General features: G+C 34.7%; 15 protein-coding genes. 14 read left to right on the forward strand and 1 reads right to left on the reverse strand.

The window, feature by feature from the left end; genetic code table 11:
• Positions 1-118: 118 nt before the first annotated feature.
• The 12 genes from LQ686_RS07245 to cysC all read left to right on the forward strand — a co-directional run bounded on the left by LQ686_RS07245 (position 119) and on the right by cysC (position 12,747).
• Positions 119-502, forward strand: coding sequence for a CidA/LrgA family protein (locus tag LQ686_RS07245; protein ID WP_048540515.1), 384 nt, complete (start codon positions 119-121; stop codon positions 500-502).
• The gene (locus LQ686_RS07250) at positions 499-1,188 is read left to right on the forward strand and encodes an LrgB family protein (protein ID WP_037560312.1); all 690 of its coding nucleotides are present in this window, start codon (positions 499-501) and stop codon (positions 1,186-1,188) included. The genes LQ686_RS07245 and LQ686_RS07250 overlap by 4 nt, the downstream gene beginning before the upstream one ends.
• A 339-nt stretch (positions 1,189-1,527) precedes the next feature.
• Entirely contained in the window at positions 1,528-3,150 is a 1,623-nt protein-coding gene (locus LQ686_RS07255; RefSeq protein WP_107590457.1) for a BCCT family transporter, read from the forward strand.
• A gap of 295 nt (positions 3,151-3,445) precedes the next feature.
• Entirely contained in the window at positions 3,446-4,177 is a 732-nt protein-coding gene (locus LQ686_RS07260) for a phosphoadenylyl-sulfate reductase (protein ID WP_037590199.1), read from the forward strand.
• 101 nt (positions 4,178-4,278) lie between these two features.
• Complete coding sequence (locus tag LQ686_RS07265) at positions 4,279-6,099, forward strand: assimilatory sulfite reductase (NADPH) flavoprotein subunit (protein ID WP_119475091.1); 1,821 nt, start codon at positions 4,279-4,281, stop codon at positions 6,097-6,099.
• 14 nt (positions 6,100-6,113) lie between these two features.
• Positions 6,114-7,817 carry an assimilatory sulfite reductase (NADPH) hemoprotein subunit gene (gene cysI, locus LQ686_RS07270; RefSeq protein ID WP_394882836.1) on the forward strand — a complete coding sequence of 568 codons (1,704 nt, stop codon included), beginning with the start codon at positions 6,114-6,116 and terminating at the stop codon, positions 7,815-7,817.
• A 20-nt stretch (positions 7,818-7,837) separates the two neighbouring features.
• A complete protein-coding gene (cobA, locus tag LQ686_RS07275; RefSeq protein ID WP_107633859.1) occupies positions 7,838-8,605 on the forward strand; it encodes a uroporphyrinogen-III C-methyltransferase in 768 nt (255 codons plus the stop codon).
• A gap of 18 nt (positions 8,606-8,623) precedes the next feature.
• Positions 8,624-9,364, forward strand: coding sequence for a sirohydrochlorin chelatase (locus LQ686_RS07280; RefSeq protein WP_107633860.1), 741 nt, complete (start codon positions 8,624-8,626; stop codon positions 9,362-9,364).
• 25 nt (positions 9,365-9,389) lie between these two features.
• A complete protein-coding gene (locus tag LQ686_RS07285) occupies positions 9,390-10,004 on the forward strand; it encodes an NAD(P)-binding protein (RefSeq protein ID WP_107565379.1) in 615 nt (204 codons plus the stop codon).
• A gap of 21 nt (positions 10,005-10,025) precedes the next feature.
• On the forward strand, positions 10,026-10,934 hold the full coding sequence (locus LQ686_RS07290) for a sulfite exporter TauE/SafE family protein (RefSeq protein ID WP_025907279.1): 909 nt from the start codon (positions 10,026-10,028) through the stop codon (positions 10,932-10,934).
• Between the two features lie 15 nt (positions 10,935-10,949).
• Positions 10,950-12,128: a sulfate adenylyltransferase gene (sat, locus tag LQ686_RS07295; RefSeq protein WP_107577344.1), complete on the forward strand. Its 1,179-nt coding sequence runs from the start codon at positions 10,950-10,952 to the stop codon at positions 12,126-12,128.
• Between the two features lie 19 nt (positions 12,129-12,147).
• Complete coding sequence (gene cysC / locus LQ686_RS07300) at positions 12,148-12,747, forward strand: adenylyl-sulfate kinase (protein WP_048540525.1); 600 nt, start codon at positions 12,148-12,150, stop codon at positions 12,745-12,747.
• 227 nt (positions 12,748-12,974) lie between these two features.
• Here cysC and cudC read toward each other — a convergent pair whose 3' ends face one another.
• Positions 12,975-13,529, reverse strand: coding sequence for a choline uptake/conversion transcriptional regulator CudC (cudC, locus tag LQ686_RS07305; RefSeq protein WP_107565381.1), 555 nt, complete (start codon positions 13,527-13,529; stop codon positions 12,975-12,977).
• 208 nt (positions 13,530-13,737) lie between these two features.
• Here cudC and betB point away from each other — a divergent pair, with 208 nt between their 5' ends.
• Positions 13,738-15,228, forward strand: a complete 1,491-nt coding sequence (betB, locus tag LQ686_RS07310) for a betaine-aldehyde dehydrogenase (RefSeq protein ID WP_107565382.1) — start codon at positions 13,738-13,740, stop codon at positions 15,226-15,228.
• A gap of 39 nt (positions 15,229-15,267) precedes the next feature.
• Positions 15,268-16,950, forward strand: coding sequence for a choline dehydrogenase (betA, locus tag LQ686_RS07315; RefSeq protein WP_025907285.1), 1,683 nt, complete (start codon positions 15,268-15,270; stop codon positions 16,948-16,950).
• The last annotated feature ends 219 nt before the right edge of the window (positions 16,951-17,169 follow it).

Below are 17,169 nucleotides of genomic sequence, written 5' to 3' on the forward strand. Positions count from 1 at the left end.
AAAATATAATCAAACTATTCCGAAGTGGAATATGTTAAATCGATAATATGTATTTTATTAATACTTTGAACCGTCCTATAATATTGTCTATAACGTCTTATTAAAAGGATGAGCGCATATGATTAAATTGTTTATAAAGATACTATTTCAAGTATCTCTCATATATATGATTACTCAAATTGGTAAATGGCTTCAAGAAATATTACATATACCAATTGCAGGTAGTATTGTTGGACTAGCATTATTATTTTTATTACTTCTAACAGGTATTTTACCTGAACGATGGATAGAAGTCGGTGCTAATAAATTAATTAATGTTATGATTTTATTTTTCGTGCCTTCCATCGTAGGCATTATGGATATTGCAGATCAGATTGGACCAGGTTATATCATTATGGTCGTGTTACTCATAGTGAGTACAAGTTTGGTAGCACTGTCATCTGGTTATGTTTGTGAGAAGTTTTTAAATATTAATAAAACGGATAAGGAGAATGCATCATGATTATACAATCTTTATTGATGGTACTTTTAACATTAGCTTGTTTTATCATCGCTAAGAAACTACAAATTAAATACAAACATCCTATACTCAACCCTGCACTGATTGCTTCAATTATGATTGTCACTATTTTATTAGTATTAGGTATGAATTACAAAGACTACATGGTAGGCGGTTCATGGATTCATCAATTTTTAGACTGTTCAGTTGTGAGTTTAGCGTATCCGTTATATAAATATAGAAAGTTGATTGTCGCGAACTTCAAAATTATTATTTCAAGTGTATTAGCTGGTATCATGGTTAACTTTGTTCTTATTTATGGAGTTCTCTTTTTAATGGGATATCCAAGTTCAACGATTGTCACAATTTTACCTAGATCGATGACAGCAGCAGTAGGTATTGAAGTGTCTCACCAAATGGGTGGAACAGATACGATAACAGTTATGTTTATTATAGCGACAGGTTTAATTGGTAGTATTTTAGGTAATTTTTATATTAGTAAAGCGAAGTTTACAAGTGATTTAGCAAAAGGTTTAACGTATGGTAATGCTTCACATGCGTTTGGTACAGCAAAAGCTTTGGAATCTAATATTGAAGCAGGTGCGTTTAGTACAATTGGTATGATTTTAACAGCTGTACTCAGTGCGATTATGTTACCAGTACTTTATTTAATGACCACTTATATTTAATGAGATATAGAAGGAGATATGGCAAAATTCATGTCATATTTCCTTCTTTTTTATATAAATTTATATTCGTAAAACATGTATAAAAATACATAATAAAAGAACGTTAGATTCGTTACGTTCGTTAAATTTTAACTTAACACAACCGTTATAGCAATATTTATAATGATTATAAAATGAGGTTTATATATATTTATTCATAAGTAATGATGCTTTTCATTGTATGTAATTTGCATTTTTATTAAAACTTCTATATCGTCTTCATTGTGATTTAAATCATCGTGTTCATTAAAAATGATTATTTAACGATGTACATTAATCGACAACGAGGAGTGTTCAGAAGTGAAGAAACATAAAGTAATGGACTGGTGGACATTTTATGGGACGGTTGCAGTATTACTTATCGCTGTTATACCGATGATGGTATTCCCTAAAGCTAGTCAAGAAGTCATCACAAGTATCAATGATATTATTTCGGATTCATTAGGTGCATGGTATCTATTACTTGGATTGATTGTTTTTGCATTTGTATTATACATAGCGTTTGGGAAATACGGGAATGTCACTTTAGGTAAAGCAAGTGATAAACCTGAATTTAATAATTTTAGTTGGATTTCGATGCTGTTTTGTGCGGGGATCGGTTCAGACATTTTATACTGGGGTGTCATCGAATGGGCATACTATTATCAAGTGCCGCCTTATGGTGCAGGTAGTATGACGGATGAGGCACTCGAATATGCAACGATGTATGGCATGTTTCATTGGGGGCCAATAGCTTGGGCGATTTATGTGTTACCTGCTTTGCCAATTGGTTATTTAGTATTTGTTAAGAAGAAACCAATCTATAAAATCAGCCAAGCATGTAGACCAATTTTAAAAGGTCAAACAGATAAATTACTCGGTAAAATTGTAGATATTTTATTTATTTTTGGATTGTTAGGAGGTGCGGCGACATCATTAGCACTAGGTGTGCCAATGATTTCTGCAGGGATAGAGCGACTCACAGGACTTGACGGTGAAAATATGGTTATGAGAAGTATTATCTTACTCATCATTACGGTCATCTTTGCATTTAGTTCTTATACAGGCTTGAAAAAAGGTATACAAAAATTAAGCGATATTAACGTTTGGCTAACATTCTTAATTTTAGGAATCGTACTGATTGTTGGACCAACGATATTTATTATGGAAACGACTGTATCAGGATTAGGAAATATGTTGAAGAATTTCTTTAGAATGGCAACATGGTTAGAACCATTTGGAGGTATTGGTGATAGAAAAGAAACAAACTTCCCACAAGATTGGACGATATTCTATTGGTCTTGGTGGTTAGTATATGCACCATTTATTGGCTTATTTATTGCCAGAATTTCCAAAGGTCGTACGTTAAAAGAAGTCGTATTAGGTACAATTATTTATGGAACTTTAGGATGTGTATTATTCTTTGGTATCTTTGGTAACTATGCAGTGTTCTTACAAATTTCAGGACAATTTGATGTCATTCAATACTTGAATCAACATAGCGCTGAAGCCACTATAATAGAAGTGATGCATCAATTACCATTTCCAAAAGTAATGATTGTCCTATTCTTAATCTCAGCATTCTTATACTTAGCAACAACATTTGATTCAGGATCATATATATTAGCAGCAGCAACTCAACAAGAAGTCATAGACGAACCATTAAAAGCAAATCGTTTATTCTGGGCGTTTGCATTATGCTTATTACCATTTTCATTAATGTTAGTAGGTGGAGAACGAGCCTTAGACGTCTTGAAGACGGCATCCATATTAGCGAGTGTGCCTCTAACTGTTATATTTGTGATGATGATGGTTTCATTTATCCGGACACTAGGCGGAGATCGAATTAAATTAGAAGAACGAGCTGAAAAATTAAAAGCAGTTGAACGACGATCATTAAGAATCGTTCAAGTACGAGCAGAAAAAGAAGACGATAACTTATAAAGAAAATTCCAACAAAATCTCATGATTTTGTTGGAAATTTTTATATCTTAATTTTTTAAAACAATCTAACACTGAAGTGTTCGCAACAACTATCATTTTGAATGAATAATTTCTTCATTAAATTGACTGAAAATTTAAAAAGAACAGTTGACATCATATGCTGTATCGGGTATGCTAATCAACATAATTTATTATTTCTTAGTAAACTTATCTGTTTAAAATAATTTCTAATAAAAACATTGATTTTAAACTTAAAAAGCTTGTAGAAATAAGCATAAGGAGGACGTTATATATCATGACCGAAGTGTTAACATATGAACGTTTTGACACTGATCCTTTTAAAGATATTGATATTGACGATGAAACTAAAGGTGCATATCAAATAATTAAATGGGCGTATGAACATTATGGAGATTCTATCGTATATTCATGTAGTTTTGGGGCAGAGGGTATGATTTTGATAGATTTAATATCAAAAGTTAAACCAGATGCCAAAATTGTATTCTTAGATACTGACTTACATTTTCAAGAAACTTACGATTTGATTGACCGTGTGAAAGAAAGATATCCAACATTAAATATTGAACTTAAAAAGCCAGATTTAACGCTAGAGCAACAAGCAGATCAATATGAACCGGCACTATGGACAAGTGACCCGAATCAATGTTGTTATATCAGAAAGATTAAACCGTTAGAAGAAGTATTATCGGGCGCTACTGCTTGGGTCTCAGGATTAAGAAGAGAACAATCTCCAAGTAGACAAAATACCGATTTTATTAATAAAGATGAAAGATTTAAATCTATAAAAGTTTGTCCTTTAATTTATTGGACTTGGGACGATGTATGGGCATATATCGAACGCCACGATTTAACCTACAATGAACTTCATGACTTTAATTATCCAAGTATTGGATGTATTCCTTGTACAGCTCAAGTATCTTCGTCAGGTGATTCACGTGAAGGAAGATGGACGAATTTCAACAAAACTGAATGTGGTTTGCATACAGTAAATAATAAACCTAAGTAATCTAATTAAGAGATTTATTAATCTTTTTTAGCATAAATCAGACTATTCCCATAAGAATAGTATTTAAAACTTAAATAATTGGACAGGATGAGGTGACATCTTTGGAATTATCAGTAACAAATAGCCCTTTTAATCAAGAGCAGTCAGAAAAGTTAAATCAAGTATTTGCAACACTTACAAATGAACAAAAGATTTGGTTGAGTGGTTACTTATCGGCGTCAGTCGTACAAGGTGATCAAGCAAGTGCACCTGTAGTTGAGCAATCTACAGCAGTGAGCGGTGAACCTAAGTTTAAGAAGAGAGATATTACAGTATTGTTTGGTTCTGAAACAGGTAATGCTCAAGGTTTAGCTGAAACGTTAGAAAGTAAATTAAAAGAAAAATCATTCAATGTCAATCTTGCATGTATGGAAGATTTTAAGACTAAAGATTTAAAGAAAGTAGAAGATTTATTTATTATCACAGCGACTCATGGAGAAGGAGATCCACCAGATAACGCAATTACGTTCCATGAGTTTTTACATAGTCGTAAGGCACCTAAGTTGAATGATGTGAGATTCTCAGTGTTAGCACTAGGAGACGAATCGTATGAATTCTTCTGTCAGACTGGTAAAGATTTTGATAAGAGATTAGAAGAGTTAGGTGCAGAGAGAATACATCCAAGAGTAGATTGTGATTTAGACTTTGATGAACCTGCTGAAAAATGGATGGAAGACATTTTAAATTCAATCGGCCAAGTATCAGGTCAAACAGCAGAAGAACCCGTTAAATTAGATGCTGAAGATTTATCAGCTACTCAAACGTATTCACGCTCTAATCCATACGAAGCAGAAATTTTAGAAAACATTAACTTGAACGGTAGAGGTTCAAATAAAGAAGTTAGACATATCGAACTTTCTTTAGAAGGTTTCAATGATTCATTTGAACCAGGTGATTGTATCGGCATATTCCCGAAAAATGATCCTGAAATTGTATCAGAGTTAATTGAAACACTTGTTTGGGACCCAGAAGAAATCGTACCAATTAATGATTCAGGCGATACATTAACTTTACGCGATGCATTAACTAATCATTTCGAAATTACAAAATTAACTAAACCAATCGTCACAAAAGCTGCGAATATCTTTGGTAATGGCGTGTTATCTGAAAAAGTTAAAAAAGATAGATGGATTTATGGATACGTTGAAGGTCGTGATTTTATAGATTTATTAAACGATTTTCCACCTGAAGATTTACAACCAGATGCTTTGCATCAAATATTGAGAAAATTGCCAGCTCGTGAATATTCAATCGCAAGTAGTCATCAAGCAGCACCTGATGAAGTACATTTAACGATTGGAGCAGTTCGTTACCATTCTCATGATAGAGATAGAAAAGGTGTTTGCTCAGTACAATTTGCAGAACGACTACAACCTGGTGATACAGTACCAATTTACTTGAAGAAGAATCCGAACTTTAAGTTCCCTAAAACAAGTGAAACGCCAGTCATTATGATTGGTCCAGGTACAGGTGTTGCACCATTTAGATCATATATTCAAGAAAAAGAAGAATTAGAGCTTACTAATAAAGCTTGGTTATTCTTCGGCGAACAACACTTTACGACAGACTTTTTATACCAAACAGAATGGCAAGGTTGGTTGAAAGATGGCGTGCTTGATAAATTAAGTGTCGCGTTCTCGAGAGATTCAGAAGAAAAAGTATATGTACAACACAGAATTGAAGAAAACAGTAAAGAATTTTATCAATGGATTCAAGAAGGTGCAGCTATCTATGTATGTGGAGATGAAAAACATATGGCTAAAGATGTGCATCAATCCATTTTAAATGTCATTCAAAAAGAAGGACATTATAACGAAGAAGAAGCAGAAGCATTTTTAACTGAATTGAAAAAAGAGAGAAGATATCAAAGAGATATTTATTAAGAGGGGGCAATATTGTGAGCACTCAAACTAATTTATCCGACAAATTAGATGAAATGGAACACATTAAGAATAGAAGTAATTATTTAAGAGGAACAATTAAAGAAGGTTTAGCAGATGAAATAACTGGTGCAATAGCTGAAGACGATACAAAATTACTTAAATTCCACGGTAGCTATATGCAAGATGATAGGGATATTCGTGATGAGCGTCGTAAACAAAAGTTAGAACCAGCATATAGTTTCATGATTAGAGTAAGAGTTCCAGGTGGTACGGCTACTGCTGATCAATGGATTGCGATGGATGATATTTCAACAGAATACGCTAACAACACAATCAAACTGACAACAAGACAAGCGTTTCAATTCCATGGCATCTTAAAAAGAAACTTAAAAAGTTCAATGCAAAGTATCAACCATGCTGTCATGGATTCATTAGCAGCATGTGGTGACGTTAACAGAAACGTCATGTGTAATCCAAATCCATATCAATCAGGCGTGCACAAAGAAGTAGATACACTTGCTACAAAAATAAGTGATCACTTATCACCTCAAACAGGTGCATATCACGAGATTTGGTTAGACGATGAAAAAATAGTCGATACGAAAGAAGAAGTAGAACCAATGTACGGTAAGACATACTTACCAAGAAAATTCAAAATCGGTATCGCTGTACCACCATCAAATGATATTGATGTTTATTCACAAGATATCGGATTGATTGCAGTTATTGAAGATGATCAATTAGTCGGATTTAATGTAACGGTCGGTGGCGGTATGGGTATGACACATGGTGATACGAAGACATACCCTCAAGTAGGACATCTATTAGGCTACTTCCCTAAAGAAGAAGCGGTAGATGTTTGTGAGAAGATTTTAACTATCCAACGTGATTATGGTAATAGAGAAAACAGAAAGAATGCACGATTTAAATATACTGTTGATCGTGTTGGTGTTGATTTTATTCGTGAAGAATTGAATAAACGTTTAGGTTGGGAAATTGAAGAGGCGAAACCATTTGAATTTAAACATAATGGTGACCGATACGGTTGGACTGAAGGAAGCGGAAAATGGCACTTCACATTATTTATTCAAAATGGACGTGTCAAAGATACTTCTGATTACAAATTGAAGACAGCACTGAGAGAAATAGCTGAAATTCATACAGGTGACTTCCGTCTAACACCTAACCAGAACTTAATTATTGCCAATGTTGCCAAAAGTAAAAAACAACAAATTCAAAAAATTATAGATCAATATGGCATAACAGACGGTGAACATTATACAGGACTTAGAAGAAATTCAATGGCATGTGTTGCATTTCCAACGTGTGGTTTAGCGATGGCTGAATCAGAACGTTACCTTCCAACACTGATCAATAAAATTGAAGGACTTTTAGATGAAGCAGGTTTAAATGAAGAAGAAATTACGATTCGAATGACAGGTTGTCCAAATGGATGTGCAAGACCAGCATTAGCTGAAATTGCATTTATCGGTAAAGCGCCAGGTAAATATAATATGTACCTTGGTGGCGGATTCACTGGAAATCGTTTAAATAAATTATTTAAAGAAAATATTGGTGAAGATGAGATTTTAGAAAGCTTAAAACCAATTCTGATTCAATACGGTAAAGAAAAAAATGATGGAGAACACTTTGGAGACTTTGTTATCCGTAAAGGCATAATTAAAGAAGTGCAATCAGGGCAAGACTTCCATAGTTAATCAGAAAATGGGGTGTAAGAATGGGGAAAGTATTCTTGGTTGGTGCTGGACCGGGCGATCCAGATTTAATAACGGTTAAAGGTATTAAAGCCATTAAACAGTCTAATGTCATATTATATGATCGACTCGTCAATAAAGCATTATTAGATTATGCAACTGAAGACACGAGAATGATTTATTGCGGTAAAAGTCCGAATAAACATTCTTTGACTCAAGATGAAATTAATGAATTGCTCGTAAAACTTTCTCTAGAAGGTTACACCGTAACAAGACTTAAAGGTGGCGATCCATTTATCTTTGGTCGTGGTGGCGAGGAAGCAGAAACATTAAAGAACTATGATATTCCGTTCGAAGTAGTTCCAGGTATTACAGCTGGTGTTGCAGCACCAGCTTATGCTGGTATTCCAGTGACACATAGAGATTATAGTTCATCTGTTGCCTTTATAACAGGTGTTATGAAAGACAGTGTTGATGAAGATGAATATTGGAAACACTTAGCACTAGGACCAGAAACACTTTGTATTTATATGGGTGTAAAGAAGTTGCCTGACATTCAAAAATTATTAGTGAAACACGGTAAAGATATTCAAACACCAGTAGCATTAATTCATTGTGGAACTTCACAGAAACAAGTCACAGTGACAGGGACTTTAGAAGACATCGTAGAGAAATCACATCAAATTACAAACCCTGCAATGATTGTTATTGGAGAAGTCGTCAAACTAAGAGAACGCATGAGCTGGTTTGAAGAAGTGGCATCAGAACAGAACGTTCCACAACTTATTTAATAATACTGGAGGGATACAATGATAGCCGTGTTATATGTCAGTCACGGTAGCAGAATTAAAGAAGCGACAGATGAGGCAATTTCTTTTATAGAATCAGTGAAACAGTCTATTGATATACCGTTACAAGAAATTTGTTTCTTAGAATTAGCACAACCAGATATTCAGCAAGGCGTCGAAAAGCTTATAGCAAAAGGTGCAACCGAGATATCCGTTATACCCGTATTGTTACTAAGTGCAGGTCACTATTTTAAAGATATACCGAAAGAGATAGATGAAATTAAGACACAATATCCAGAAATAACATTTACTTATGGAGAGCCTTTAGGTGTTCAACCAAGATTAACAGCCATTCTTAAAGAACGTATTGAAGAAACGAAAGTTGCGATTCAAGAAGATGCTAAATTACTTGTTGTTGGAAGAGGCAGTTACAATCCGCAAACGAAGATAGATATAACAGCTATAGGTCATTCCTTATACGAAACGACAGCATTTAAAAATGTAGAAGTGTGTTACTTAGCTGCCTGTGAGCCATCATTTGAAGAAGCTTTACAAGATGCATTACATGAAGAATATTCACAAGTATTCATTGCGCCATATCTTTGGTTTACAGGTGTCTTGGAGCGTCATATAGAGCAAACAGCAGCGGAGCATAATACGAAAAGCGACATCATCGTATGCGAACATTTAGGTCATCATCCATCCATACAAGAAGCATTGAAAGATCGCGTGTTAGAAACACTAACGACTCAAACAGTTTAAATATCAGATTAAAGGATGATTTATTGTGGCATACATTCCAATCAATTTAGATTTACAAGATAAAATCGTCAAAGTTATTGGTGGCGGTAAAATTGCTGAACGTAGAGTGAACGCACTGATAAATAGTGAAGCGTTAATTCATGTTATTTCACCAGAACTTACAGACAATTTAAAGCAGTATGAAATTGAAAGGAAATTGAAATGGCACAAAAAGGACTTTGAAATATCTGATATAGAACATGTTGATTTTATTATAAATGCCACGAACTCACCAGAAATAACCGATGTCATTAAAGATAATGCCCCTAAACATTGTCTAATCAACATGGTCGGTGATGCACAAGATGGCAATGTGATATTTCCTGGGACATTAAATAGAGGTAAGTTGCAGATAAGCGTCACATCAAATGGTGCAAGCCCAAAGTTAGTGCGTAATATTTTGAAAGATTTAGATCAACAATATTCAGTAGATTATACAGAATATGTAGATTTTTTATATGAATGTCGCACAATCATTAAATCACTAGAAATAGATCAAACAGAAAAAAACCAATTATTAGAGAATATTTTGTCTCATCAATATTTCGATACGATTGAGCAAAATAAATTCATCAATTGGTTGAAACGACAACTTAAATAGAAAGCCAGAGAGGAGTAGCGTATGCGAAAGTTAACGATATTTGCATTAGTAGGTTTTTTAGCACAACTTATAGACGGTTCTCTTGGGATGGGATTTGGTGCAACCTCTTCATCATTACTATTAACTTTTGGAGTGGCACCAGCAATCGCATCTGCAACCATTCATTTTTCAGAAGTGGCAACAACAGCAGCATCAGGACTTTCACATTTAAAGTTTAAAAATGTTGATAAGTCCATCATTCTAAAGCTTGCTTTACCAGGCGCGATAACTGGATTTATCGGTGCAGGTGTATTGAGTAACTTGCACAGTGATTTTATTAAACCATTCATCGCATTATTCTTATTGTCGATGGGGATATATATTATTTATCAATTTGTATTTAAAAAACAGCAAAACCAACAAGTGAAAGATGGAAGATTTTCAGCTTTATTACTTGTTCCACAAGGTGCAATTGCAGGATTCTTAGATGCAATTGGTGGTGGTGGCTGGGGTCCAGTTAACACGCCATTATTACTATCAAGAAATAAAATTGAACCAAGATATGTTATCGGAACAGTTTCAGCGAGTGAGTTCTTTGTGACAATTTCAACTTCATTAGGATTTATTATCTTCTTAGGTTGGAGTCAAATAAACATTTTACTTGTCGTTGCGTTAGCATTTGGTGGCGTCGTAGCAGCACCGTTCTCAGCATGGTTAGTGAAGACTTTACCAGTGTATGTTTTAGCGGTACTTGTCGGCGGTCTGATCATATTTACAAATAGTAGCGTGTTATTAGGTACTTTAATTAGCAGTGAAGCAACAGTCAATATTATAAAAGGTGTTATTATCCTTGCTTGGTTAGGTTTAGTACTATTCACACTTTACCAACATAATAAATTTCCTTTTAATATTCAAAATCAAAAATCAAAAGAAGTAGATCAAATTAATTAATAGGAGTGAATATTGATGGTATCAGCAACTCAAAAGACTAAAGAAACAATCGAAGCTCATGGTGGAGAATTAATTAATCGCCAAGTAACAGGTCAAGAAAGAGCAGAACTTATTGAAGCGGCACAATCATATCCTAAATTAACATTAAATCCTTGGAGTCTATCAGATTTAGAATTAATCGCAATTGGTGGTTTCAGTCCACTGACAGGATTTTTAGGTGAGAAAGATTATATCAGTGTCGTTGAAAATCTACGTCTAGAAAACGGACTTGTATGGAGTATTCCAATTACATTACCGGTTACTGAAGAAGAAGCAAACAACTATGAAATAGGTTCAGACATCGCTTTATATGGAGAAGATAATCATTTATATGGTGTGTTAAAACTTGAAGAGAAATATACGTATGATAAAGCTAAAGAAGCTCAAAATGTGTACGGAACAACAGATGTGGATCACCCAGGTGTGAAACGTGTATATGAAAAAGGCAACGTTTATTTAGCTGGTCCAATTCAATTAGTTGATCGACCAAAACATGATGAATTTAGTGATTTCCATTTAGATCCAAGTGAAACACGTGAATTATTTAAAGAATTAGGATGGAAAACAGTTGTAGGTTTCCAAACGAGAAACCCAGTTCATCGTGCGCATGAATATATTCAAAAAATAGCACTTGAATCAGTGGATGGATTATTATTAAATCCTTTAGTTGGTGAAACGAAGTCTGATGATATTTCAGCTGAAATAAGAATGGAAAGTTATCAAGTTATCTTGAAACATTATTACCCTGAAGAAAGAACACGTCTTGTGATTTATCCAGCAGCAATGAGATATGCTGGCCCACGTGAAGCCATTTTACATGCATTAGTACGTAAAAATTATGGCTGTACACACTTTATCGTCGGTCGTGACCATGCAGGTGTAGGTGACTACTATGGTACATATGACGCACAAGAATTAATTTCACAATATGAAGATGAAATTGGCATTCAAATCTTTAAATTTGAACATGCATTCTTCTGTACAGTTTGTGACAACATGACAACAGCTAAGACATGTCCCCATGACAAATCAAATCATGTTCATTTAAGTGGAACAAAGGTGAGAGAGAAACTTCGTAACGGTGAACAATTACCAAAAGAATTCTCAAGACCAGAAGTAGCAGATGTATTAATTAAAGGTTTAAGACAAAATTAATTTCTTTAGGAGTGGAATAATGAGCGCGTCAACAAATATTACATGGCATGATTCTGAAGTAACAAAAGCACAAAGACAAGAACGTAACGGTCATAAAAGTGTTGTGATTTGGTTTACTGGTTTATCAGGATCAGGTAAATCAACAATATCTGTAGCATTAGAAAAAGCATTATTTGAACAAAATATCACTTCATATCGTTTAGATGGAGATAACATTCGTCATGGATTAAACCAAAACCTTGGATTCAGTCCAGAAGACCGAAAAGAAAATATCCGTCGTATCGGTGAAGTCGGTAAATTAATGGTAGATGCTGGTGTAGTCACAATGACAGCATTCATCTCACCATATGAAGAAGACCGTAATACGGTTAGAGATATACTTGAAGACGGTGAATTCATCGAAGTTTTCACTAAATGTAGTTTAGACGAGTGTGAATCAAGAGATCCAAAAGGACTGTATAAGAAAGCAAGAAGCGGTGAAATCAAAGAATTCACTGGCATTAATGCACCATATGAAGAACCATCAAACCCTGAAATAGTCATCGATACAGAAAACGAAAGTGTAGAAGAATCTGTAGAGAAAATCGTTGCATACTTAAAAGAAAATCAATATTTATAATGAATAAGCTCACAACGCTAGCTAGTGTTGTGAGCTTTTTGTATTGTGGTATTGTGGTTATGAACAAGTTTGGTGAGAAGTGTTCATAAGAGCGTCAGTATTTACAATTTTTACGAGTTTTGTAAATATGACTCCCGTTATTAGCAGTTCTGGTCAAAAGTGCAAATACTGGTACCAACTAAAAATAACAAAAGCGCGGGGTATGCATTGCTACCTCGCGCTTTTACTTATTTGTCTTCTTGACTTGGTATTGGGAAATATTTATATATCTCTCCAGTTTTAATAGCGTTACTGATATTTGCTAACCATTCATAATATACTTTTGATTCTTCTAATTGTGTATGAATGGTGATTGCTTCTTCTTTAGTTTCTTCATCGACATCATCTGCATCTATGATTTTTTGTAGCAAGATTTCTGCGTCTTTAACAGAATCCATATTAATAGAAATTTCTCGATCCCATTTTCTTGAGAAAAAGTTATTAAAGAAGATAAAGAAGTCTTTTTCAGCGATGAAATGTTGTTTTCTACTTCCTCTTGTAAATTGTTGTTTGACGATATCAAATTCTTGTAGTTTCTTAACACCAGCACTCATGCTTGGTTTGCTCATTTGAAGTTGTTCACGCATTTCATCTAGTGTCATACTACCTTCAAATACCATCGTCCCGTATAAATTTCCGACACTTCTATTAATACCATATAAATCCATCGTTTCTCCAATACCGTTAATCACGATGTCTTTAGCTTGGTCTAGTTGTTTTTTGTAGTTATCTGAACGTACCACTACATACACCTCCAATAGTTACCTTAATTGTACCATGAATCCTTTTACATTGTAGTTGCTTTTCCATTACTTGTCTATTTGAAATACCTATTAAAAACAAATCATAAATGAACTTTGGAAATTTGACGCCTTTCATAATTCTATGCTAACATAAAATTTGTAAAGTTCGTTAAATAAAAATTTAACAAAGTTAACGGAGGTATTTTGAATGGGATATATAGAGCATTTATCTAGACGTCAATTTATAAATGGTGAGTGGGTAGAAGCTTCTAATAAAGCGACTCGCGACATTGTGAATCCATATAATCAAGAAGTTGTGATTTCAGTAGCTGAAGGTACAGAAGAAGATGCTGAAAAAGCAATTTTAGCAGCTAGACAGTCATTTGAAGCTGGTGAATGGTCAGGTGAAACGACTGAGAATAGAAGTCGTAAAGTTAGAGCCATTGCAGATTTAATTAAAGAACATAAAGAAGAACTAGCGGAACTTGAAACATTAGATACTGGTAAGACATTAGAAGAATCATATGCAGATATGGATGATATTCATAATGTATTTATGTATTTTGCAGGTTTAGCAGGACATGATGGTGGTGAAATTATTGATTCCCCAATACCTCATTCAGAAAGTAAATTAGTAAAAGAACCTGTAGGCGTTGTGACTCAAATTACGCCGTGGAATTATCCGCTACTTCAAGCTTCATGGAAAATAGCGCCTGCTCTTGTAACAGGTTGTTCGTTAGTTATGAAACCAAGTGAAATTACGCCATTAACAACAATTCGTGTATTTGAATTAATGGAACAAGTTGGATTTCCTAAAGGTGTCATCAACCTCGTACTAGGTAAAGGTTCTGAAGTTGGTGAAGTATTAGCATCTCATAAAGAAGTCGATCTCGTTTCATTTACAGGTGGTATTCAAACAGGTAAGCATATTATGAAACGTGCAGCAGACAATGTAACGAATATTGCATTAGAACTAGGTGGCAAGAATCCGAATATTATTTTCGATGACGCAGATTTTGATTTAGCGATTGATCAAGCATTAAATGGTGGCTATTTCCATGCCGGTCAAGTTTGTTCAGCTGGATCACGAATTATCGTCCATAACGATATTAAAGATAAATTTGAAAAAGCTTTAGTTGAACGTGTTAATAAAATTAAAATCGGTAATGGTTTTGATGAAACTACTGAGATGGGACCATTAATTTCTGGAGAACATCGCGATAAAGTTGAAAAATATATAGAAGTTGCGAAAGAAGAAGGTACGACAATTGCTGCTGGTGGTAAACGACCAGACAGAGCAGACTTACAAGATGGTTTCTTCTTTGAACCAACTGTCATTACAAACTGTGATACATCTATGAGAATTGTACAAGAAGAAGTATTTGGACCTGTCGTAACAATTGAAGGATTCTCTAATGAACAAGAAGCGATTGAATTAGCGAATGATTCTATTTATGGACTCGCAGGCGGCGTATTTACACAAGATATCGCTAAAGCTAATCGTGTGGCTAATAAATTGAAAATGGGTACAGTTTGGATTAATGACTTCCATCCATATTTTGCACAAGCACCATGGGGTGGATATAAACAATCTGGTATTGGTAGAGAGTTAGGTAAAGAAGGATTAGAAGAATATTTAATTTCTAAACATATTTATACAAATATTCAACCTGAGCCAGTGAATTGGTTTAGTAAATAAATACAACAAAGAAGAACGAGTATATAGGAGGATTTTGAGATGAAGCAATCTTATGATTATATAATTATTGGAGGCGGAAGTGCCGGATCTGTATTAGGTAATCGTTTAAGTGAAGATAAAGATAAGACCGTATTAGTATTAGAAGCGGGTAGAAGTGACTATCCATGGGATTTATTAATTCAAATGCCAGCAGCACTAATGTATCCATCGGGTAATCGTTTCTATGACTGGAAATATGAAACAGATGGCGAACCTCATATGGGCGGTAGAAAAGTAGCACATACAAGAGGTAAAGTACTTGGTGGTTCAAGTTCAATCAATGGTATGATTTATCAACGAGGAAACCCAATGGACTATGAAGGTTGGGGAGAACCTGAAGGCATGGAAACATGGAAGTTTGCGAATTGTTTACCATACTTTAAACGATTAGAAAAAACTTTTGGAGCAGATAAATCAGATCAATATCGTGGTCATAATGGTCCGATTAAATTAAGAAGAGGACCAGCAACAAATCCATTATTCCAAGCTTTCTTTGAAGCGGGCGTTCAAGCTGGATACAATAAGACACCTGATGTAAATGGATTTAGACAAGAAGGGTTTGGACCATTTGATAGCCAAATTCATAATGGTCGACGTGTTTCAGCATCAATTGCTTATTTAAGACCAGCTATGAAACGTAAGAATTTAACTGTTCAAACAAGAGCTTTTGTTACAGAAATCAATTATGAAGGTAGACGAGCAACGGGTGTAACATTCAAGAAAAATGGTAAGACACATACAGTTGCTGCAGGAGAAGTTATTCTATCAGGTGGTGCGTTCAATACTCCACAATTACTTCAACTTTCTGGAATTGGTGACTCTGAACATTTAAATTCATTAGGTATAGAGACACGTGTACACTTGCCAGGTGTAGGTGAAAACTTCGAAGACCACTTAGAAGTATATGTACAACATGCATCTTCTAAACCAGTATCTGAGCAACCAAGTTTAAATAAATTTAAAATGCCTTTTATCGGATTACAATGGATCTTCGGTAGAAAAGGACCAGCAGCAAGTAACCACTTTGAAGGTGGCGGATTTGTAAGATCTAATGATAAAGTTGATTATCCAAACTTAATGTTCCACTTCTTACCATTAGCAGTACGTTATGATGGACAAAAAGCAGATACAAAACATGGTTTCCAAGTACATATCGGACCAATGTATTCTAACTCTAGAGGTAGCTTGAAGATTAAATCTAAAGATCCATTTGAAAAACCTAAATTTGTCTTTAATTACTTATCTACAAAAGAAGACGAACAAGAATGGATAGAAGCAATTAGAGTTGCAAGAAACATCTTGAAACAACCAGCTTTAGCACCATATAACGATGGAGAAATATCTCCAGGACCTTCAGTACAAACAGATGAAGAAATTTTAGAGTGGGTTAAAAAAGATGCAGAAACAGCACTTCACCCATCATGTAGTGCAAAAATGGGACCAGCATCAGATCCTATGGCTGTAGTTGACCCATTAACAATGAAAGTACACGGTATGGAGAACTTGAGAGTAGTCGATGCATCAGCAATGCCACGCACAACAAATGGTAATATCCACGCACCGGTGTTGATGTTAGCGGAAAAAGCAGCAGACATCATTCGTGGTAAAAAACCATTAGAACCAGAAGAAATAGATTACTATAAACACGGCGTCCACCCTAAAGACGCAGGCGTTGTGAAATAATAGGAGAAGTAAGAAGGCTGAGACAGAAATTGTCTCAGCCTTTAGTTGTTATATGGGTACGCGCTAACTACCATAATTCTGAAAAGTGGTAATAAGAACGCTGTAACTACCATAATTCTGAATAATGGTGGTATGTCAACAAAAACTTAGACAGAATTCATAAGTTTATAAGAGGTTGGTGTTTGATAATTTAATCCTGCATGTAATCTTTCATTGTTA

This window comes from Mammaliicoccus sp. J-M41, from assembly GCF_022385935.1.
In the GTDB taxonomy this organism is placed as follows: domain Bacteria; phylum Bacillota; class Bacilli; order Staphylococcales; family Staphylococcaceae; genus Mammaliicoccus; species Mammaliicoccus sciuri_A.